The sequence below is a fragment of the Mesorhizobium sp. dw_380 genome (assembly GCF_018588885.1).
Lineage (GTDB): Bacteria > Pseudomonadota > Alphaproteobacteria > Rhizobiales > Rhizobiaceae > Mesorhizobium.
The window spans coordinates 94940-115031 of sequence record NZ_JAFFIW010000005.1 but is presented as its reverse complement, the minus strand read 5'-3'; the positions used below and the strand labels follow the sequence as shown (position 1 = coordinate 115031).

The following is a 20092-nucleotide window of genomic DNA, read 5'->3' as shown; positions in this document are numbered from 1 at the left end:
GCTTCTTGCCACGCCGGCCGGGCGTGGTCTCGCGAGTTGAAATGGGTTGCCGCATGCGCTTGATCCAGCCGCCCTCACGCAGCTGCCGGTCCGGCTTCACGCAGCAAATCGTCAGCTTTGTCCGTCTTCTCCCAAGTGAACTCAGGCTCTTCACGCCCGAAGTGTCCGTATGTCGCCGTCTTGCGGTATATCGGCCGTAAGAGATCAAGCATCTTGATGATGCCTTTCGGTCGGAGATTGAAAACCTCGATAACAAGGCGCTCGATCCTTTTTTCCTCGATCCTTGCGGTTCCGAAGGTATTGACCATGACAGAAACCGGACTGGCCACGCCGATCGCGTAGGCAAGCTGAACCTCGCAGACCTCCGCAAGGCCGCTGGCAACGATGTTCTTCGCGACATAGCGGGCGGCATAGGCCGCCGAGCGGTCAACCTTGGATGGGTCCTTGCCCGAAAAGGCACCGCCGCCGTGACGCCCGGTCCCACCGTAGGAATCGACGATGATCTTCCGTCCTGTGAGGCCGCAGTCGCCGGCAGGCCCACCGACCACGAACCGCCCTGTTGGGTTGACCAGAAATCTGATCCCCGAAGTATCCAGGTGGGCCGGCAGGACCGGTTTTATGATCTCCTCAATGACGCCTTCGCGGACCGTGGCTTGTGAGACCGCTTCGTCATGCTGCGTTGACAGGACTATGGTATCCAGCGCCACCGGGCGGAGCCCTTCGTAGCGTACCGACACTTGAGATTTCACGTCCGGACGCAGCCAGCCAAGCTGTCCCGCTTTCCGGACCTCGGCCTGTCTTTTCGTCAAATGGTGAGCGAGTTGGATCGGCAGGGGCATCAATGTATCCGTCTCGTTGCATGCGAATCCAAACATGATGCCCTGATCCCCTGCCCCTTGCCCGAGATCCTGCCCTCGTCCTTCATCAACGCCCTGGCTTATGTCGGGCGACTGCTCGGTGAGGGCCAGAACGACGGCGCAACGTCGACCATCAAAGCCAATCGCATCATCGTCGTAGCCAATATCGAGTATCGTATCGCGGGCGACTTGGCTGTAATCGATGTGGGCATGGCTGGTGATCTCGCCAGCCACAACGACCATCCCCGTCTTCACCAACACTTCACAGGCGACGCGCGCCTTCGGATCGGTGCGCAGGACCGCATCGAGAATGGCATCGGAGATGTTGTCTGCCATCTTATCGGGGTGTCCCGCGCCGACGGATTCGGAAGAGAACACGAACTGCCTGGTCATAAAAATGCCCTCGCTTCAAGTGCTGGAGTTAGTGAGGAGTTTCTGGATTGGGGTGGCTTATCGGTCGGGGATGCCGGGAACATCGAACGCAGTGCAGAAGTCGGCAACGTCTCTTCGTACGCTCGCATGAACTTCCTGGTCATCGGGCTGGCGGCAGACCGAGTCGATGAAAGCGGCGATCTGCACCATCTCCGTTTCGCGCATGCCCATGGACGTCACCGCTGGTGTCCCTAAGCGGATGCCGCTTGTCAGCGCCGGATGCCGCCGGTCGCCCGGGACCATATTGAAATTCGCAATGATGCCTGCACGCGATAAGCGCTCCGCATAGGCTTTGCCTGACAGCGACCGGTCCCGAAGATCAAGGATCAGCATGTGATTGTCAGTGCCCCCGGTGACGAGTTCATAACCTCGCTCCAGAAGTGCCTGGGCCAGAGCCTTGGCGTTGTGGACGATCTGCTGACCGTAGACACGAAAGGACGAGTTCGCTGCTTCCTGCAAAGCGACGGCAAGCGCGGCTATAGTATTCATATGCGGTCCGCCTTGCAGAAGAGGGAACACGGCGCGGTCTATACGTTTGGCCAGATTGTGTTTGCTCTTCGGATGATGGAGGGGCTGATAACGGTCTTCATTCCTTGATAAAATGAAGCCACCCCGGGGACCGCGGATCGACTTGTGAGAGGTGCTGGTGACCACATCGCAATGGGACACGGGGTTCGGATGCACTCCTGCGACAACCAGGCCGCAGATGTGGGCGATGTCAGCCACCAGATACGAGTTCACCTCCGAAGCAATTTCGGCCATTGCCGCGTAGTCAAAAATACGCGGATAAGCAGTTCCGCCGACCCAAATTAGCTTCGGGCGTTCCCGCTTGGCGGTCTCGCGCAAGTGGTCATAGTCAATTTGCTGTGTCTTTTCGTGCAGCCTGTACGGGACGCGCTGATAATCGCTGCCGGAAAAATTGACGGACCAACCGTGAGTCAGATGGCCGCCTTCGGGTAAAGGCAAGCCCATGACTTTGTCACGGGGGCTCAAAAGCGCGCGATAGACAGCCTGGTTGGCTGGCGAGCCTGAATAAGGCTGGACGTTGGCGTGTTCACTGCCAAATAGCGCTTTCAGGCGCTCGATCGCGAGGGTCTCAAGCTCATCGACGATCTCGTTTCCGGCGTAGTAGCGCGCACCGGGGTATCCCTCGGCATACTTGTTGGTGAAAATCGACCCGGTCGCTTCCAACACCGCCGAGGAGGCAAAGTTCTCGGAGGCGATCAGTTTGAGAGTTGTCCGCTCCTGACGCTCCTGTCTTAGAAGCAGTTCGTGAACGCGGGAGTCGACGGCGGCTAAGTGAGGCCGCCCGTAAGTGTCGGGCTGCGCGATGGCGCCGCCGGCGGAGTTATCCATGGTAGTCGCGCTCCATTTGGACTGATCTATTTCACGATCAAGCAGGCGGTCCCTTCAACCGCGCGTCTTGTATTGCTTCCAGGCGTTGTAGGTCTCTTTTATGATGGCCATCATCGTGGGGCAGGAGATCGACCACCAATTGAGCCAGCCCGCCATCCTTGCCTCCTGCTTGCATATGGTACGAAGACTGCGGACGTTGTTCGTTGCAGCAAAGAAAGTTGGCTCTGACCAGCCGCCGAACGTGGCGTCGAACCTGCTCGCGAGGCAGACTGGTAATATCGGCCAGCTCGCCGACGGTTAGATCCGCATGCGCGCAAAGGCCCAGGATTCGAAGGCGATCAAGATGCGCTGCCGTCCTTAGGCGATTTACCAGTGTCAACATTGGTTGGCATCAACCCGGACGGGATGCAGCAAGCCGCTAGCCCTTCTATCCCCATCAATCCGCATGAGACCTCTCTCGTCATTTGCTGTAAATCCGCTGGTATGGATGCTAATGGAAGATAGATCACAGTCCTTTCTACGACTAAGACGCCAGATATTGGGGCTAATGTACCACCTGACAGGAGACTACACTCACGAACATTATGTGAATTTTTTTTAACGTTGCTGAGATCAAGGGGGAGGTTTGGCGAATGTCTCGCCGTCGACTGTCGAATCCTGCCCGACGGGATTATAGGGTGCGTAGCCTGCTTGTCCTTTCCACATGACCAGCGACGATGGGGCGAAGGCGGCAGACATAGCTCTGGAGCATGCTGCGGTATCTTTGGCCTGAAGCCGAGGAAGGCGGACCGTGGCTTCCGCGCCGCTGCCGGGAGCCCGCGAACAGGCCAAGTGGATCAGCCGGGTGTTGCCGTCATAGAGCGTGAGACCCAAAGCTGGCCAGCCGCGCCCTGAGGCTGACGCACCGCTCAGCGTCCACCTTGCTCTCGAAGCCCATCGGCATAGCGCCGATAACGACTTGACCGCGTGCGTGTCGACGAGCGATCGGTGAGCGCAAGGATCGAGGGTGCAGTGCAGGATAATGCTGTTTTAAATCAGCGCTGTTTTCAGCCGACTGCCTTGAGCGTGGGCACAAGGATATAGGCCCAAGGCAGGAGATCATCGTCTGCTGTTCGGGAGGCCGCCCTGGGCGCGCGACAGCCGTTCCTTCGGCTGCGCCGCTCCGCCACCATCCGCGCCGTGCCTTCCGGAGACCATTCCCGCTACCGGCCGGCGCCCGTGAAAACCTCGACCCGGCGCACCGGCTCGAGATGGCTGGGCTCAGCGTAACTCTGAAGTCGTCATATACCGAAGCCTTCACAGACTTCGGACATCCCCCTCACAGTCCGATCCAGATGGCGTCAGGAACACCGCTTGCGTTGATGCGGATGAACCCCTGCTTGTGCCACAATGACCCTTATGTCAGCGCGCGAGCCAAAGCTTCCGCGCAAGGCGACGGCTAGGATAAGGCAATGCCGACGAAGGGCACATTGCTTGCCACACTCTGGAATGATGGCATGCTCGGAAGGCCTAGGCTTTGCTCAGGGCCGCCTGCAAGGCGCGCTTTGAGGTTATTCACATAGCCTTCTGCGTAGTCCTGCGCCGTCGAGACCGAAAGATCAATGCCTGCCGCCAAGGCCTCTTCCATCAGGTGCTTTACGAGCCCATTTCGAATGGCCAGCTTGACCTCGGGGCCTGCGATAAGGCCGATCGCCTGCGCGGCCATATTGAGGCCAGCTTCCTCCAGCGCTCGCTTCATATCGCCTCCGTTAATGGCCGTACGCAGGAGATTGGCTGCTTGCGACTCAGCCTCGAGAACCATCGAGGCAAGATCGGCTACTTGTCCGAGGCCCGGAATGAAGCTGAGCAGTCCCACCGCCGTTGCCGCCAAGTCGAGCACTTTCGTCTCGATTTTGAGCACGGAGTCGACGACGTGCATGACGGCCCCGCCGTTCTTTTTGGCTGACTTAATGTCAGGCTGGTCCATCAGGCCCATCTTCATGTCCGCGACGGCATTCTGCTCTTCTGCGGTTTGGGCGCCGTGGGTGATTGGCTGCTGAACGTTGCGGTTCGCAGACGACATGTTTGTGCAAAAATGGGCAAAGTCTTTTTTGCTGATATTGCCGGAATCAACCGTATGCCCGCCGCCAAAGTCGAAGAATTTATGATGGGTCTTATAGCCCGTGATCGAATTGTTCAGGAGGCCAAACAAAAGAGGATCTGAAAGGAGCTGAGAGGCTGCTTCCCGCACTTTCGGATCAAGGCTCTTGTCGTCTTTCATTTTCGCCAGTTTGTCGCGAGTCAGAACACCGCTTCCAAAGAACGTGTCCTGATGGTCCTTGATCATCTCGACCGTATTCAGCTCAGTTTGCGTGAGGCTCATCGACGATGAGGCGACTTGCAGGAAATCCTCTTTGTGCATCTTCCCTTTCGAGCCACCGCACAACTGGTTCCAAGCATCGGGGTGATCGAGGAAATATTGCGCCGCCGCAATGACCTGGGGCGGAAATTTGCCGTTTTTCGATTCGCCGCCGACCATTTTCTTGAACTCATCCAGACTCAGGTCCTTGGACAGATTTTCGGAGTACCGGTAAAACTCCCGCAAGGCATCGCTCAAGGTCATGACCGAAGGCTGCAAACCTCCGCTGCCGTCGGATGGTATGTAGTTCTGCTCGTAGCTTCGCGCTTGGGCTTCCTGAAATGCAGCAACTTGTGGGTGGTGGTTTGAAAATCCGGCCAAGTCCTTGGCGTTGATCTTGCCTCCACAGCGGCCGTCGCCCTGCGAGCCAATCGCATAAAAAAGTCCCGAATCCTGCTGCAGTCCCTGGATCGCCGCTTTCAGATCCGGTGGCGTAGAGGGATCATTGGCTTTGTCGGTCAACGACTTCCAAGTAAGCGGGCATTGGTCCTTGTGACGGTTGAGTACCGCAACAATCTGCAACTCAGCCGTGGTCAGCGACCCACCGTTCCACGTGATTCCGGGGCTCGCCCTGGGAGCCGGCTCGATCTTCGGAGTGACGCCGAGCAGATGTTGGGCTTCAGTCGCCTTGGAGCGTTGCGATTGGTCCTCCTTGAGAGCCGCCCTCATATTTGGCGGCAGCAGATCCAGTGGGTGTTGCTCCAAGCCATTCAATGTCAAGACATCCGGTGCCATATGGCCCAAAGGGTCCTGCCGCAATTTATCCATTGTCGAATCAAGATTCGACGCTGGCAGATCCCCTTGCGCGAAAGAGCCGGGCTTGTCTGCCAGCACACAAGTGGACAGCATCGCTTCGAAGCACGATGCACTTTGCTGATGCTGGGTCGCAAAATGGGAAACTTTCAGGCCCGGCCAACCCCTTGCGGACTGTAGCGAATTTGAGCGGTAGAAAGTTGAAAGATTACTGGCCGACATTATGCATCCTCAGACGTGACGTTGAAATCCCCACAAGAGACCCCGACAGAAGATCCCTTGCGTTTCACAAAATTCGACAATTCCAAGCGTCGGCAGGTCACGAATGCGCCTGCCCTGCCTTCAATTGCTGTGTTCCGGGCCGGCTCCAAGGTTCGGTCCAACACAATGGCCGGAGTCACCGCGAGAGCTGCCGGGACTCATCATGAGCGGATTAGCTTTCGAGAAACTGACGAGTTTGCGAAGAGTTCACAAAGGGGTAGCCGCAGTCATGTTCTTCAGAGCTGCGGGAAATCCTCAATGTTCATTTCTTGCCCAGCTCAGGCTTCCCGCCAACGCTATCCTGTTGTGGGATGTCAGAAGAATAAGAAGCATCCGGTCGTCCGTCGCGAACGACCGTAGTGGAGGAGCCGCGAAACAAGATCAGCACTGATTCCTTTGGCGTTGCCGCTATGTGAGTCTGCGCCTGCGCCTGCGCCACCAAGCCGTTAAAGGTCTGCTCCACGAGTGCGACGAAGCGCGGTGGACCGGAAACGAAGACGAGGCCATTGCCTGGCACGGGTTTGACCACATAGCGCTCGTCGGAGATATCAAGCTTGTCGAGAGCCCCCTTGAACGCATCGAAGCGAATCGACGTCATCAAAAGCATTCGAGTTTGCGATTCTTGTGCAGCAGACACATAGAGCACAAGGCCGTCATAGTACCATTGTAGACCGTAAAGGTTCGTCAAGCGGTCGAGGAACGCGCGCGGTGGCAAATCAGGCATACGTCCGCGAATTCGCCCCTTCACCGCAGGACTGATGTTGACCCTGATATTCAGGTTGTTGCCGAATTCCTGCAACGCTGCAGCGAGCTCCTGATCCAGAACCGTGTATCTATAGGGTGTCGCCGGAAGGGACAGCGGGACTGCATGCGCCGGGTGAATCCCGGTGGACAGAAAAAACCCGGCACAAAGAAGTCTCAAAACATGCAGGGTGACGGGTTGGATAAGCGTTCTCGGCATGTCGCACTGATAAACCAAACGCTGAAATCATCACAAGTGACTAAATTGCCGAAGAGATTTTAGATTGTCGAAATGACGCCGCCGTTAGTCAGCTTGTTGTCAGCTTGCCCCCCTAGGAGTGTTGCGCCGACACCGGGTGATGAATGGGCGGGGCTCGCCCGGTCAGAGAGAGCAACCGAGTCCTTACATGATGATGCCTGTCACGTCGATCTCTGCCACTCTAACGGCTGGCCTCCCCAGGGTCGGATCACCGTCGATTGTCGAGCAGGCCCAGTTTGAGCGCGCCTTAGGGCATGCAGCCGACTCGCTGAAAAACGATGCCGCCGCGGGGCCAGCGAGTGCGGCGCCAGTTGCTGCGGCGATGGATGTTCAGCGCGCGGCTGCGCCGACGAGCGGCATGGGCGATCGCGTGTTGCAGACGATTTCCTCCCTATATCCACACAACACTGTTTCCTTCCCCGCGCTCGACCATGACATAGCCCTTTCGAAGGGCGCTCTACCGGGACCGGCGCAGAAGCTTCCCGTTCCAGGTGAGGCGGGAACCGGAATCTCGGGCATTCCCCAACAAGGGCAAGACTTCGAAACGATGATGGCTGGTCTTCGGGATGTTTACAACGGCGTCACCCAGGTGGCGCTTATCTCCAAAGGCGTCAGCGGCGTCACATCATCCGTGAATAAACTTTTGAAGGAAGGCTGAACCGCGCGCATGATTGGCTTGGCCGAGGGCGAAATCATGCGTGGCCTGTCAGGGTGGCGGTCGGTTAGACTTGTCATGCTGCCAGTTCTCGTCGCCCTCACTGCTTGCAAAGCCGACCTCTACACGCAATTGCAAGAGCGTGAGGCAAATGAAATGCTCGCACTTCTTGAAGACAACGGGGTCGCCGCGATCCGGGTGGTCGCCAAGGATGGAACCAGCACGATCCAGGTTGACGAAAAGCTGCTCGCCTTCTCAATCAACCTTCTGAACGCCAAGGGGCTGCCGCGCCAATCCTTCAAGAACCTCGGTGAGATATTCCAAGGATCAGGCCTGATTGCCTCGCCGACCGAAGAGCGTGCCCGTTACGTGTATGCCCTGAGCGAAGAGTTGTCGCGGACGATCAGCGATATCGATGGCGTTTTTTCTGTACGTGTTCACGTCGTGCTGCCGCATAACGACCTTGTGCGAGCCGGTGCCACGCCATCCTCGGCCTCGGTGTTTATCAGGCACGACGCAAAAACAAATGTCGCGGCTCTGCTGCCAAAGATAAAGATGCTTGTAGCCGACAGCATCGAAGGCCTGTCCTACGATAAGGTGGAAGTGGTTTTGGTGCCGGTAGAACGGTCCGCACACGAGCAACGGCCCGATCCGACTGCTGTTTTGCCACAAGCATCACTACCTCTTCCTGCGCCACTTCTGGCGACCGTAACAGGTTTTGCCGCAGCCGTATTCGGCGTGGCCTGTTATCTCTTGATCGGCGTTGTTACGCGTCGGCGCAAGCAATCAACCGGCGTTTCCAAGGTCGAGGGGCGCCGGGATGCTTCTGCTGTCGAGGCCATTCGCAAAAGAATGCCTGCAATTGGACGTGGGTGACATCTCATTGCCAATGCCTATACAGACCGCCCGACCTGATGGTCCGCACTTTCCGGGCGCGAGCGAGCTTGCGGCTTCGGCCCATCCAACCCGTCTTGCGGCGCGTCTTGATCCAGCGTTATCGGCCGAAACGTTAGTGAAGTTGCAGAAGTGTTCCAGACTGCATCCAAGGCTGGCAGAATTGCTGGGCAACGATGACGTGGATCTGAACCACATCGGCTGCAGGCCGGACCTTCTACGCGGGCATGATCCATATCGAGCGGCCCTTCTTGCTGGTAGTATCTGGCATGCCCGTTCGCTGGTCGCGTTTGTCTCTCAGCCTGAGCTTGCCATCCTTGTTAAACGCATCGGCGTGGAGGCACACGCATTCGGAATCCGACACCTGCTGCATGCTGTTGACAAAAGACTGATCTCGGACCCAGAAAAACTCGCTCAGCAAATCGAATACGATGGACACGCATGTCTTGGGGCTTGGCTCCAGGACAGTTCAGCTACCGAGCGTAACCGCGTGCTTCTTCGATTGCCCGAGGGGACTGCCGCGGAGACTCCAGCACCTGAGCATTGGACCGACGCCGGCCAATTGCTTTCACTTGTAGTAGCTCATTTTGAGACAGAGACCCCGGTGAAATGACAGTCGAAGTTTCCGAGGGGCCAATAGCGCCGCAGATGCGTCCAGTCGGACCACTGATACCCGCGAGCGAGCTCGAAACCTGGCACAGCGCCGCGCAAGCCCTTGCCGCGGCAGAACGGCATCGGCAGCGCGTTCGAAACTGGGCACGCGCGGTTTACCAGCGGGCGTGGGCGCGCGGCCACATGGAGGGCTCGAATGCAGGCACCGAGGAGATGGCAGGGTTGATTGCGGAGACAATCTCCGAAATCGCGCGACGAAAGGCGGCTCTGGAGCAGGAATTGCCGCAGCTCGTGATGGAAATATTGAGCGATCTTATCGGCGCTTTCGATCCGGGCGAGCTATTGGTGAGGGCTGTTCGTCACGCCATAGAGTGTCAATACAGCGGCGCCGACGTTTGCCTTCATGTTTCTCCCATGCAAGTCGACATGCTTGCACGAGAGTTTGCTCGATGCGACGGCCAGGATGGTCGACCAAGGGTGCGGATCGAGCCCGACCCGACATTGTCGCCGCAACGCTGCGTGCTGTGGAGCGAGTACGGCAATGTTGACCTTGGACTTGACGCCCAGATGCGCGCGCTGCGCCTTGGTTTCGGGACGCTCTGTGAGAAAGGCGAGCTATGAGAAAGCCCGTCCCAGAACATAACGCTGACGCCGACACTCGAGCTCTCGTTCCAGCAATCTCGTCTTTGAGGGCTGCGGCCAAGCGAATTGACACGCGTGCGGTGCGCGGTCGGATCACGCGGGCTATCGGCACACTGGTTCATGCCGTCTTGCCAGACACTCGTATTGGGGAACTTTGCCTCCTAGAGGACCCGCGAACCGGGCTGTCGCTCGAGGCCGAGGTGATCGGCCTGTCGGGTGATGGTGTATTGCTGACACCGATCGGGGACTTGGTGGGCCTATCCAGCCGCGCAGAGGTCGTGGCCACTGGCCGAATGCGTGAGGTGCCCGTCGGCGGCGATTTGCTCGGTCGCGTGATCGACAGTCGTTGCCGCCCATTGGACGGCAAAGGCGAAATCAAGACCGTCGAAACTCGGCCCCTGCATGGCAGAGCCCCCAATCCGATGACGAGGCGCATGATTGAGCGGCCATTCCCGCTTGGGGTCCGTGTCCTCGATGGTCTGCTGACGTGCGGCGAGGGCCAGCGGATCGGGATTTATGGCGAGCCAGGTGGTGGCAAGTCGACGCTGTTGTCACAGATCGTAAAGGGTGCCGCCGCTGACGTCGTCATAGTGGCGCTCATAGGCGAACGTGGACGGGAAGTTCGTGAATTCATCGAAAGGAATCTTGGTGAAGAGGGCCTTCTCCGTACAGTCGTCGTGGTTGAAACATCCGACCGCTCGGCGGTAGAGCGTGCGCAATGCGCTCCAATGGCGACTGCGCTCGCGGAATATTTCCGAGATCAAGGCCTACGCGTTGCTCTCATGCTGGATTCGCTGACGCGCTTCTGCCGCGCTATGCGCGAAATAGGCCTTGCTGCGGGTGAGCCGCCGACGCGACGGGGCTTTCCTCCTTCCGTTTTTGGCATGCTGCCAGGCCTGCTCGAGCGCGCCGGCATGGGTGAGCGGGGCTCAATCACGGCCTTCTATACGGTGCTTGTAGAGGGTGATGGCACGGGTGATCCAATCGCCGAGGAATCGCGTGGTATTCTCGATGGCCATGTCATCCTCTCACGCGCTATTGCGGCGCGATCGCATTTCCCCGCTATTGATGTGCTGCAGAGTCGCAGCCGCGTCATGGATGCAGTCGTTTCGGGGACACATCGCAAGGCAGCATCCATTTTCCGCGAGCTCCTGTCGCGCTATGCCGAGACCGAGTTCTTGATCAATGTTGGCGAATACAAGCCAGGTGGAGATCCCCTGACTGACCGGGCTGTCGCGTCAATCGACGAACTGAGGGAGTTTCTGCGCCAGAGCGAAGATGACGCGTCAGATTTCGAGGAGACGGTCGCATGGATGTCGCGTCTGACCGCGTAAACTGGATTCAGTCTTCGAGGTTACGGCTTCTGAAGGAAATGCAAGAGCGTCGTGCCCTTGGCGAGCTGTCCAAGAAGGAAGCCCAGCGCGATGTGGCCGCCTCAGCCGTACAAAATGCCTCTAGGGAGCTTGCAATGATACAGCAACATTGTTCAAGAAAAGAAGCAGCGCTCTATCAGCATCTGATGTCACTCGACAACTTGTCTAGCGCAGCGCTCGACCGTCACCGCCTTCACACTGAACAGCTTGCCGCTGAGATCAATTCCAGACGGCAGATGCTTGATGATACCCAAATCGCTCAAGAGGAGGCTGAGATGGCGGCGTCCAGGACGAGGGAGCTATGGGTCATATGTTCGGCGGCAAGGGACAAATGGCAACAAATCGAGGACGACGTGCGGCGCGCCGTCGAGACTCATTCGGAGGCCGCAGCCGAGATCGAGGCCGACGATGAGATACTGCTGAAATATGCGAGGGGGTCGCTTGCCTAAATGCCGCGCAACCGGATCCGACGGTCGCAAGAGGTCGTCCGAATGACACGACCGTGCAGTCTTTGATAGGCGCTGCGGTCACACCCGCCATGTTCGAACCAGTTCTGAAACTGTCCCACACGGTTGTCTCGTGGCTCAATGATACAGCAGCGCCGCGCACGCCGTTTCAAAGCCGGATCAACGAGGTGCCGCTATCGGTGCGAACGGCAGGGCTTGTCTGGCAGCAGGAACCTGCTGCCATTCCGATGCTTGACTGCGTCTGGAGAGTGGGAGCCGAAACGGTCATCTTGTCACTGTCGCGCCCGCTCGTAGAGGAGTTCATCACGACAGTGCAGAACGGCTTGGCCTTCCCTTCCGAGCCAACTGCTTCGCTAATTCTCGAACTCGCTCTGGAGCCGCTTGTCACTCGACTGGAGGAGACGACGCGTCTGAACGTGCAACTCGTGCGGGTATGCGAAGCCACGATGCTGGCTCCTCATCTTGAACTCGACATCATTTTCGGCGCGGTCAAGGGCAAGGGCCGTCTATTCCTGTTCACGCCACTTGACGGCTTAGTACCGCCTGCGTTTCGCGCGCTAGGCGAACTGCTTGCCCAGTTGCCGCGGCAGCTGGGCGGGCTGCCTCCAGAGCTCCCGCTCATTGTTGCAGGAGAGGTCGGCACGCTTCGCCTTCCTGCGGCGCTTCTTCGAAGCGCATGTGTCGGTGATGCATTGTTGCCCGATATTGCGCCGTTCGGCCGCGGCCAGATCACCCTAGCTGTCGGCCAGTTGTGCGCCGAGGCGGATCTTGACGGCGATGAATTAATCTTGCGGGGGCCTTTCCGCCCGCGACCGTGTCCTTTGGAGAGTGCGCATATGACACAACCCGGATCGCAACTGGAGCTTACTAAGGATCTCGACGATGTCGAGATCGTGCTTGTCTTTGAATGCGGCCGCTGGCCTATTTCTCTTGGGGAATTAAGAAGTGCCGGCGAAGGGCATATTTTTGAACTTGGATGGCCGATCGACGGCCCGGTCGACATAGTGGCCAATGGTCAGCGTATCGGGCGTGGCGACATTGTCCGCATCGGAGAAGAGCTGGGCATCAGGCTGCGTGGCGGGTTTGCATGCAATGAGTGAAGCTCAGCCGACAATCCTGGCGCTTCTTGCGGTTACCGCCGGACTCGGTCTGCTGGTTTTAGCAGTTGCCACGACAACGGCCTTTGTAAAGGTATCAATTGTTCTTTTCCTCGTCCGCAATGCGCTCGGGACCCAGACCATACCACCCAATGTGGTGCTGTACGCCGCGGCGATGATCCTCACTATGTTCGTTAGTGCGCCCGTTGCTGAGCAGACCTATGACCGCATGTCGGATCCCAAGCTCCACTATCAGACATTCGACGACTGGGTAAGCGCCGCTAAAGCCGGAAGTGAGCCCTTGCGCGAGCATCTCAAGAAATTCACAAATGAAGAGCAGCGGCGATTTTTCCTATCTTCGACAGAAAAGGTCTGGCCAGAGGAAATGCACGCTGCAGCCACGCCTGATGACTTTGCAATACTTGTACCATCTTTCTTGCTATCGGAATTGAAGCGTGGATTTGAGATAGGATTTCTACTTTATCTGCCTTTTATTGTTATAGATCTGATAGTGACAACTATCTTGATGGCGATGGGCATGTCGATGGTCTCACCAACTGTTATATCTGTCCCGTTCAAGATCTTCTTGTTTGTTGCCATTGATGGTTGGTCAAAATTGATGCATGGGCTTGTGCTGAGTTATACGTTACCGGGAGGCTGATCATCACTGAATCCAGCATCATTACTCTTATGAGCCAATCACTGGTGGTTTTCATGATCTGGATTCTACCGCCGCTCATTGCATCAGTGGTTGTCGGCCTCGTCATCGGCATCCTCCAGGCGGCGACGCAGATCCAGGATGAAAGCTTGCCGCTCACCGTGAAGCTTCTGGTCGTTGTCGCGGTGATTGGGCTGTTTGCTCCTGTGCTAAGCGCCCCGCTCATAGAGCTAGCCGATCAGATCTTCACCGAGTTTCCCGCAATGACACTTAGCTACTAGTCCGCCCCATGGACGCGCCATCGGCCGATATTCAAATTCTGATCCAGACGGCTCTCGAACTCGTCGTTGCGGCAGGTCTTGGGGCAGCCCGCGCGATGGGCATCATGCTGATCTTTCCCGTATTCACACGCTCGCAGATCAGTGGGCTGATCCGGGGCTGTTTGGCTGTTGGCTTCGCACTACCATGCCTGGCACATGTCAGTGGCGGATTGCCGGCGCTGGATCCTGATACACGCCTGATCCAGCTAACCCTGCTCGGATTCAAGGAAGTTTTTGTCGGTGTACTCCTTGGCACTTTTCTTGGCATTCCGCTTTGGGGCCTTCAGGCTGCCGGGGAGCTTATCGACAACCAACGCGGCATCAGCAGCCCGACCGCTTCGGCCGATCCCGCGACGAACAGTCAGGCTTCCGCGATGGGCGTTTTTCTGGGGATCACTGCGATTGCCATATTCGTCGGATCAGGAGGCCTGGAAACTTTGATCAGTGTCCTGTACCGCAGCTACTTGATCTGGCCGGTGTATCAGTTTCACCCGACACTGAGCGGGCCAGGAGCAATGGAGTTGTTGGGGCTTCTCGACAGCATAATGCGCACGGCATTATTGGTATCGGGGCCTGTCGTGTTCTTCCTGATACTGATTGATATATCGATGATGCTGCTGCGTCGCTTTGCCCCGCAATTTAAGGCGAGCCAACTGTCTCCGGCAATCAAGAACATTGTCTTTCCAGTTCTCATGGTCACCTACGCTGCCTATCTGGTGGAGAGCATGAAACTGGAGGTCACACGTGCCAACGGCGTGCTGGAGTGGTTCGACAAATTGCTGCCATGAGCGACACAAGTGAAGAGAAGACACACGCCGCCAGCCCGAAGAAGTTAAGTGAAGCGCGCAAAAAAGGACAGCTGCCACGTAGCTCCGATTTCGTCCGCGCGGTCGGGACTTGCGCTGGGCTCGGCTACCTTTGGCTAAGAGGCAGCGTGATCGAGGACAAATGCCGGGAAGCGCTCCTATTAGCCACCAAGTTGCAGAGCCTACCTTTCGATACCGCGGTGCCGCAGGCATTGGTTGTGCTCGTCCAACTCACCGTCGCGGCTGTTGGCCCGCTGCTTGGAACCCTCGTCGCCGCGGTGATTTTGGCCAGCCTGCTAGCCAATGGTGGATTTGTCTTCTCTCTGGAGCCGATGAAGCTCAGCTTTAAGAAAATTGACCCCTTTGAAGGGCTGAAGCGCTTGGGGTCTGCTCGTTCCATGGTCGAAGTCTGCAAGACCATGTTCAAGGTATTGGTTCTCAGCGCAACCTTTTCCATTGTCCTTCTCGGGATGTGGAAGACAATGGTCCCTCTGCCGATCTGCGGCATGGGCTGTGTTGGCCTCATCTTTATGGAGACAAAATTGCTGATGGGAATTGGCGCCGGCGCACTGCTGGTCGGCGGACTGATCGATCTCCTGCTCCAGCGCGCGTTGTATCTGCGCGAAATGCGCATGACCAATACCGAAGTGACGCGCGAGTCGAAGGATCAGCAAGGAGCGCCAGAGTTGAAAGGTGAACAGCGTCGCATCCGCGAGGAGGCGGCCGACGAGCCTGCGCTTGGCGTGCATCGCGCCACGCTGGTCTTAACAGGAAGGGCGGTCCTGATCGGTCTGCGTTACGTTCGCGGTGAAACCGGGGTGCCGTTCTTAGTTTGCCGTGCCGAAGGTGAGCGCGTTTCACATGTGTTGAGCGAGGCGCGGGCACTACGCCTGACGATCGTCCATGACCATGTCTTAGCGCGTCAGCTGATAGGCACTACAAAACTCGGCCACGCGGTTCCTATGCAATATTTCCAGCCTGTCGCGAAAGCATTCTTTGCCGCAGGCTTGGCCTAGTCATTGGAAGTCCACGACTGCCAGTTCAAAACTGACCTGGCTCCATGCTAGTGGCAAATGTCGGCTGGCCATCCGTGCCCCAGTGTCTCTGTCAGGCCAACCGCGCAACCGCGGGCCTGGGGCAATCACTCCCCTCGGATCTGCCACCCAGCAACTACGGCAAGTCCTCCGGGCATGACCTTGCAGCCTCTGCTGGCCGGTGCGTGGCGCAGTCCGAGGTTTTGAGGCCGGCAGTACGGATTTGATTGGTGCAGCCGTTGGAATGCCCTCGTCAGCTAGTCGTCAACTAAGCGCCCTATGTTGAACAGCCGTGCTAACTTGAGCTCGGTTGCGAAACATAGGAGTACGAATCGTCATGTATGGTCGAATTGGTGGCTCATCCGATAGTTACCGCGCGCATAATGCCGGCGAGCAATCGGATGCAGGAAGCGAAGGGTTCGCGGACACATTCGCCCGAATGCACTTATCCGGATCGGAAGGTAGCGGCGCCTCATCATCGGCGGCTCCCCAAGCATACTCCCTCAATTCCCGACCTCCTGTGGTGGAGATCAACAGGACTTCCTTCAGGAGACAGGTGAGGCAATTTCATGGTGATGAAATCACGCACATCGCCGACAATCCTCAAGAGTATTCGGAGTTCGTATCGTCACGAGCCAGGCGCACCGCGGACGTTGCTCAGCAATATGGCATCCGTCGAGATACGGAGCACGCGCGATATTTCAGTTACCAATTGGGAGACCGGAGTGCCGGACTGCTGAGAATGGAAGGCGGATTCAGCATGAACGAGTTCGAATCGGAAAGTTGGCGGGAACAATTTCCTGGTCGAACTGAGGTCACTTCCATAGTGGATCTTCAAGTCGCCCATCCGCTCGTCGAAAATGCGGGCGATATTCTGCTGGAGCATCAACTTCGGATAGACGGCGACCGACCGTTGCTGAATTGGCGTGCGGCTAATCCGGAAGCACAAGCGCGCGCGCAGACGATGGGGTTTGTTGAAGTGGATCATGGCGACCTGGTGCTTGACCCTACGCAGCATCCCGACAAATGGACGAAGAACAGTGCCGGTGAGTGGCAGCGTGCAGGCAAACCTCCACTCTATCTCCACAAAACCGAGGACAGCGACAGCAGCGATAGCGGGTCCGACGACGATTTCATGTGATTTGTCGACCCGCCGCCGAGCCTTGCAACTGGTGACGGTTGCAAGGCTGTTGGCAGTGAATGCTAATTGTCCGGCGACAGCCCCGCCTTAGCGCCAGCGCCGCCGAGCAATCCAGCCCATCTCCCAGACAATAAACTGCGGATGCGCATCGTGGGTGCTTGCGAGCGGATTGTATTCGGGCCGGAACTCCGCCTCTTGGATACGAGCTCTCCCGAATCCAATTTTCTCCACCACACCGTTGGGTCGTTGCGATGCGCCGATCCCGATCGGATCGGCTATGCCTGCTCCGCGCTCGCAGGAAGACCTTCCGCCTCGATCTTGGCGGCGCGATCTCGGCGATAAGTTGGATGGGAGGCAAGATACGCCGCCACGTCAACAGCAGGTAACGCGACATCGCAAATCGGCCCTGACGGTAGCCGATCGACTCCAATCGCCGGACCGCAACTCGCGCAGCGGCATTCGCGGTTTGGCCAGGAGAAATGCTCGCTGACTCACAGCGTGGCCGGCCGCATTCTGCCCTAGACCCCAAAGTACGTGCCCTGTCATGCAGCCTGCGCCGACGGGAGCTCGGCACGCGAATTGCGTGGTTGGCGGCCAAGCCCCGAGGTCAACAAAGACTTACAGAAAGCGGGGGTGAGTTTGCCGCGATGAATTATGACCTTCTCGCGACCGGACCTAGCATCGGCTTCCTCTCGCTCTCGATTGTAGCCGCGCTGTTCGTTGGATTTAACGTGGCAAGCGGTGAATTCGGAATCAGCCAGCCCTTCTAAGTTTCTGGCCAAGACGGGGCGACTCGTGTGGATGTGCACCCACATCGGGCTCGGCATCGCACCATTGACCAGCATCTTGGGCTGCAGCTTCATCTCAAACAGCTTTCCTGGCTCGCCACGCAGCGCGACCGGTGCCTCCGGCGGCATCAATTCGTCGGCATTGCACAAATGTTCCAGGTATTTTTGCGCCGGAAATGCGTAGGTCTTCATGCAATCAGTCGTAATGCCGGCTTTTCCTTCATTCAATGCGTTGGCCTGTCCCAGCACCATGTTCAGCAACCCTTTGAGCTGGTCTGTGCGTTCGTGCACTTTGGGTAGCTGGGTGGAGGTGAGTAGCAGGCGTACATTACGCCCCTGCAACCCGGCGAGACAGGTTTGCATCTCAATGGCCTGGGCTCGCAGGTACTGGGCCACATCGTCCACGACCTTACCGGCCTCCTCAGGCTTCATCTGGCGCACTTGGGAGACGACGCTTTGCTGACCGGCCAGATCGAACTGCAAAAGTTCGTCCAATCGTTTGAGCCGCTCCGTCAATACCTCCATTGACAACGCGGCGCCCCCGATTGTCGAGCCTGCCCCCGACGAACTCGCAGCCACCTCTTGCGCTCTCACCTGTGTACTCGCAACTTGATCCGAGCGCGCGAGAACCTTGGCTGCTGGCACTGTGCCGGCGTTCGCAGCGACTGGTGTTGATGGCTGCCCGGCGGCAGAAGTCCCGGCGCGAGCTGCCGACTTATGCTTTGACTTCCCTTTCCTTCGCGCTGTAGTGCCTTCTGACACTGCAGCCGTACCAGCAGTGTCAGCCGGTATCGCAGCGCCTGCCCTGGCCGGCATCGCAGCGCCCGCCTGGGTCTGTGGCGCCATGATGGCTGACGGCGGAGACTGCAGGTTCAACAAGTGCATGGCATCGTGCGCAGTGATCCATGCATCGTCCACGATCCGTTCGAACAGTTTCAATGGGAGGCCGGCATCTGGGTAGGTATGGCTTAGCTTGGTATGCACCTCGTGCAACGCCAATCCAAAATCCGAAAGCCGCTCCATGATTTTTTCTACAACCGCGCAATCATGAGCGTTGAGTGTTTTGCCATCCATTATGCCCTTCGCCAAAGAGAGGGCGCGAAGAGCTTCTTGAGCGGCGCTTGCCATCAGCTGCACCACTCCATTTCGACCGACGAGGAGTTCCTTCAAATCTGGCTCGAACCTGCTCGCCCGCAGTTCAATCTTGGCCCGCGCAAGACCGATCCGCTCACGGACCAGCCAGATCCTGACACTCAGTACCGAGCCGGCACGCAGCCGCAGTGCGCACCGCTCGGCTTCCCGCATCACGGGCGTTCCACTGGATAGGCTAGCGGTGGCAGCGCAGGCGGATCGCTGTCGTTCGGAGCGCCATGCCTTTTTTTCCCACCACTTAATTGCCGCCGTATGGTGGTTCTCCACATTTAAAATCAACAGCTCCTGCCGGTCCGCCTGGGAGTAGGAGTAGAGTCTATCGACCATACCTGCCGCTATCTTGGTCTTTTCGTCCAATTTCGTGATCGTCGACAGGCCAAGTTGGTCTACTTCATTCGCGGCGTCGCACACGATCTGGCAACATCTACGCACCTTGTCGTCTGGCATAATTGTCTGCGCCTCAGCCGCAGGCAGGCTAGCGCGGTACTCCAGAATTGCTGAGGCTGCACCGACGACCCGACTGATCAGCTCCACCGCCTCCTCGGGGACGTCGGTTTTCCTGGCCGCAGCCTCGCAATCAGTCAGTTGTTGAACAAGACTGTTCATTCTGAGCTGTGTCGGACTGATATCTTCATTTGACGATGAGCTGGTGCCTTCCACCTGCGCGGTTGATAGTTGGCTACCGACCGGCGCCATGGCTTCGCCCTCAGACATGGAGGGAGAACCGCGCCGCCTTGCGGCTGCGCCACGTGGCGCTACGGTTCCGCGTGGTGGCGCAGCGGCTCCACGTGGCGGTGTGTTCAGGATTTGATCTTCGCCAATCGAGGCGCCTGGCAGACTTTCGCGGGCATCGCCTGGACCGCGCGCAACTGGAAGGGAGGAGGGCCTCCTATCGGCGTCCCCAGAGCGCATCTGCTCCACAACGGAATCGAATGACTGTCCACCTTCTCCCGCAGCAAGACTTGATTGCGAAAGGGAACTGCTCGCCCGCCCCGCGCGGCTGGCTCCAGTTTCAGCCTGCGATTTCCGTGGTCGGCCAATGCCCTTCATATTGCGTCTCCGTAGTAGGCGAGAATGTGCTGCTATTGTGCTGGCGGCTGACGAGACCAGCGGCATCTTTCGGTTAACGTCACGGTCAGCCAGACCCGCGACGGCGTAATGTTCCCGCCAAAGTGCTTCTCAGTAGCAGGCCAAGATTGGCCCGAGCTCACAGGACTTTCGCAACGTTGCCATCGATGTCCTGAGATTATCAGCGCTTCAGTCCGCCGATTTCCAGGAACAGCGAATGAAATCAGACCAACTCGGCCAGCTGCCCTTCCTAGACACGTGCCTGACGATTTTATTGATGCGTCACTCCTCTCGTTCGCCACCGAAAAAGTCACACATTTGCTTCAGA

General features: G+C 57.9%; 18 protein-coding genes. 12 read left to right on the top strand and 6 right to left on the bottom strand.

The features are described from left to right. Positions 1-74: 74 nt before the first annotated feature. The 5 genes from metK to JT360_RS06715 all read right to left on the bottom strand — a co-directional run bounded on the left by metK (position 75) and on the right by JT360_RS06715 (position 7018). Positions 75-1250, bottom strand: a complete 1176-nt coding sequence (gene metK / locus JT360_RS06735) for a methionine adenosyltransferase (RefSeq protein WP_214470760.1) — start codon at positions 1248-1250, stop codon at positions 75-77. A 57-nt stretch (positions 1251-1307) separates the two neighbouring features. Further along, positions 1308-2645, bottom strand: a complete 1338-nt coding sequence (glyA, locus tag JT360_RS06730; RefSeq protein WP_063169266.1) for a serine hydroxymethyltransferase — start codon at positions 2643-2645, stop codon at positions 1308-1310. A gap of 37 nt (positions 2646-2682) precedes the next feature. Next, positions 2683-3027 (bottom strand): helix-turn-helix domain-containing protein, encoded by a 345-nt coding sequence (locus JT360_RS06725; protein ID WP_084831489.1) that lies wholly within the window; start codon positions 3025-3027, stop codon positions 2683-2685. Positions 3028-4083: 1056 nt separating this feature from the next. Beyond that, the gene (locus JT360_RS06720; protein ID WP_127317695.1) at positions 4084-6018 is read right to left on the bottom strand and encodes an HrpF/NolX family T3SS translocon protein; all 1935 of its coding nucleotides are present in this window, start codon (positions 6016-6018) and stop codon (positions 4084-4086) included. Positions 6019-6319: 301 nt separating this feature from the next. Further along, positions 6320-7018 (bottom strand): secretin N-terminal domain-containing protein, encoded by a 699-nt coding sequence (locus JT360_RS06715; RefSeq protein ID WP_024505367.1) that lies wholly within the window; start codon positions 7016-7018, stop codon positions 6320-6322. A 187-nt stretch (positions 7019-7205) separates the two neighbouring features. Between JT360_RS06715 and JT360_RS06710 the strand changes: the two genes are divergently transcribed. The 12 genes from JT360_RS06710 to JT360_RS06655 all read left to right on the top strand — a co-directional run bounded on the left by JT360_RS06710 (position 7206) and on the right by JT360_RS06655 (position 16756). Next, entirely contained in the window at positions 7206-7715 is a 510-nt protein-coding gene (locus JT360_RS06710; RefSeq protein WP_024505368.1) for a nodulation protein NolB, read from the top strand. 36 nt (positions 7716-7751) lie between these two features. Continuing rightward, positions 7752-8588 (top strand): type III secretion system inner membrane ring lipoprotein SctJ, encoded by an 837-nt coding sequence (gene sctJ / locus JT360_RS06705; RefSeq protein ID WP_281035262.1) that lies wholly within the window; start codon positions 7752-7754, stop codon positions 8586-8588. After that, on the top strand, positions 8533-9219 hold the full coding sequence (locus JT360_RS06700) for a nodulation protein NolU (RefSeq protein ID WP_250888651.1): 687 nt from the start codon (positions 8533-8535) through the stop codon (positions 9217-9219). The genes sctJ and JT360_RS06700 overlap by 56 nt, the downstream gene beginning before the upstream one ends. Next, positions 9216-9839, top strand: a complete 624-nt coding sequence (sctL, locus tag JT360_RS06695; protein ID WP_214470759.1) for a type III secretion system stator protein SctL — start codon at positions 9216-9218, stop codon at positions 9837-9839. Before JT360_RS06700 ends, sctL begins: the two co-directional genes overlap by 4 nt. Then, the gene (sctN, locus tag JT360_RS06690; RefSeq protein ID WP_024505372.1) at positions 9836-11194 is read left to right on the top strand and encodes a type III secretion system ATPase SctN; all 1359 of its coding nucleotides are present in this window, start codon (positions 9836-9838) and stop codon (positions 11192-11194) included. The genes sctL and sctN overlap by 4 nt, the downstream gene beginning before the upstream one ends. Beyond that, positions 11170-11682: a hypothetical protein gene (locus JT360_RS06685; RefSeq protein ID WP_032899688.1), complete on the top strand. Its 513-nt coding sequence runs from the start codon at positions 11170-11172 to the stop codon at positions 11680-11682. Before sctN ends, JT360_RS06685 begins: the two co-directional genes overlap by 25 nt. An 89-nt stretch (positions 11683-11771) precedes the next feature. Beyond that, positions 11772-12800 (top strand): type III secretion system cytoplasmic ring protein SctQ, encoded by a 1029-nt coding sequence (sctQ, locus tag JT360_RS06680; RefSeq protein ID WP_095769044.1) that lies wholly within the window; start codon positions 11772-11774, stop codon positions 12798-12800. Next, positions 12793-13458 carry a type III secretion system export apparatus subunit SctR gene (sctR, locus tag JT360_RS06675; protein WP_029354851.1) on the top strand — a complete coding sequence of 222 codons (666 nt, stop codon included), beginning with the start codon at positions 12793-12795 and terminating at the stop codon, positions 13456-13458. The genes sctQ and sctR overlap by 8 nt, the downstream gene beginning before the upstream one ends. Before the next feature lie 29 nt (positions 13459-13487). Beyond that, positions 13488-13736, top strand: a complete 249-nt coding sequence (locus tag JT360_RS06670) for an EscS/YscS/HrcS family type III secretion system export apparatus protein (RefSeq protein WP_081714428.1) — start codon at positions 13488-13490, stop codon at positions 13734-13736. An 8-nt stretch (positions 13737-13744) separates the two neighbouring features. Further along, entirely contained in the window at positions 13745-14563 is an 819-nt protein-coding gene (gene sctT / locus JT360_RS06665) for a type III secretion system export apparatus subunit SctT (protein WP_024505376.1), read from the top strand. Continuing rightward, entirely contained in the window at positions 14560-15597 is a 1038-nt protein-coding gene (locus tag JT360_RS06660) for an EscU/YscU/HrcU family type III secretion system export apparatus switch protein (protein ID WP_024505377.1), read from the top strand. The genes sctT and JT360_RS06660 overlap by 4 nt, the downstream gene beginning before the upstream one ends. 355 nt (positions 15598-15952) lie before the next feature. After that, positions 15953-16756: a hypothetical protein gene (locus JT360_RS06655; RefSeq protein WP_024505378.1), complete on the top strand. Its 804-nt coding sequence runs from the start codon at positions 15953-15955 to the stop codon at positions 16754-16756. Between the two features lie 542 nt (positions 16757-17298). On the opposite strand, the gene JT360_RS06650 is transcribed toward JT360_RS06655, so the two are convergent. After that, the gene (locus JT360_RS06650; protein WP_250888650.1) at positions 17299-19410 is read right to left on the bottom strand and encodes a T3SS effector XopP-like protein; all 2112 of its coding nucleotides are present in this window, start codon (positions 19408-19410) and stop codon (positions 17299-17301) included. Between the last annotated feature and the right edge of the window lie 682 nt (positions 19411-20092).

Bases quoted from the DNA above. Each gene is read 5' to 3' on its own strand.
- JT360_RS06655 (WP_024505378.1), top strand. From the start codon at position 15,953: ATGTATGGTCGAATTGGTGGCTCATCCGATAGTTACCGCGCGCATAAT.
- JT360_RS06720 (WP_127317695.1), bottom strand. From the start codon at position 6,018: ATGTCGGCCAGTAATCTTTCAACTTTCTACCGCTCAAATTCGCTACAG.
- JT360_RS06685 (WP_032899688.1), top strand. From the start codon at position 11,170: ATGGATGTCGCGTCTGACCGCGTAAACTGGATTCAGTCTTCGAGGTTA.
- metK (WP_214470760.1), bottom strand. From the start codon at position 1,250: ATGACCAGGCAGTTCGTGTTCTCTTCCGAATCCGTCGGCGCGGGACAC.
- sctJ (WP_281035262.1), top strand. From the start codon at position 7,752: ATGCGTGGCCTGTCAGGGTGGCGGTCGGTTAGACTTGTCATGCTGCCA.
- JT360_RS06650 (WP_250888650.1), bottom strand. From the start codon at position 19,410: ATGTCTGAGGGCGAAGCCATGGCGCCGGTCGGTAGCCAACTATCAACC.
- sctQ (WP_095769044.1), top strand. From the start codon at position 11,772: ATGTTCGAACCAGTTCTGAAACTGTCCCACACGGTTGTCTCGTGGCTC.
- sctL (WP_214470759.1), top strand. From the start codon at position 9,216: ATGACAGTCGAAGTTTCCGAGGGGCCAATAGCGCCGCAGATGCGTCCA.
- sctN (WP_024505372.1), top strand. From the start codon at position 9,836: ATGAGAAAGCCCGTCCCAGAACATAACGCTGACGCCGACACTCGAGCT.
- JT360_RS06710 (WP_024505368.1), top strand. From the start codon at position 7,206: ATGATGATGCCTGTCACGTCGATCTCTGCCACTCTAACGGCTGGCCTC.
- sctT (WP_024505376.1), top strand. From the start codon at position 13,745: ATGGACGCGCCATCGGCCGATATTCAAATTCTGATCCAGACGGCTCTC.
- sctR (WP_029354851.1), top strand. From the start codon at position 12,793: ATGAGTGAAGCTCAGCCGACAATCCTGGCGCTTCTTGCGGTTACCGCC.
- JT360_RS06725 (WP_084831489.1), bottom strand. From the start codon at position 3,027: ATGTTGACACTGGTAAATCGCCTAAGGACGGCAGCGCATCTTGATCGC.
- JT360_RS06715 (WP_024505367.1), bottom strand. From the start codon at position 7,018: ATGCCGAGAACGCTTATCCAACCCGTCACCCTGCATGTTTTGAGACTT.
- JT360_RS06660 (WP_024505377.1), top strand. From the start codon at position 14,560: ATGAGCGACACAAGTGAAGAGAAGACACACGCCGCCAGCCCGAAGAAG.
- glyA (WP_063169266.1), bottom strand. From the start codon at position 2,645: ATGGATAACTCCGCCGGCGGCGCCATCGCGCAGCCCGACACTTACGGG.
- JT360_RS06670 (WP_081714428.1), top strand. From the start codon at position 13,488: ATGAGCCAATCACTGGTGGTTTTCATGATCTGGATTCTACCGCCGCTC.
- JT360_RS06700 (WP_250888651.1), top strand. From the start codon at position 8,533: ATGCTTCTGCTGTCGAGGCCATTCGCAAAAGAATGCCTGCAATTGGAC.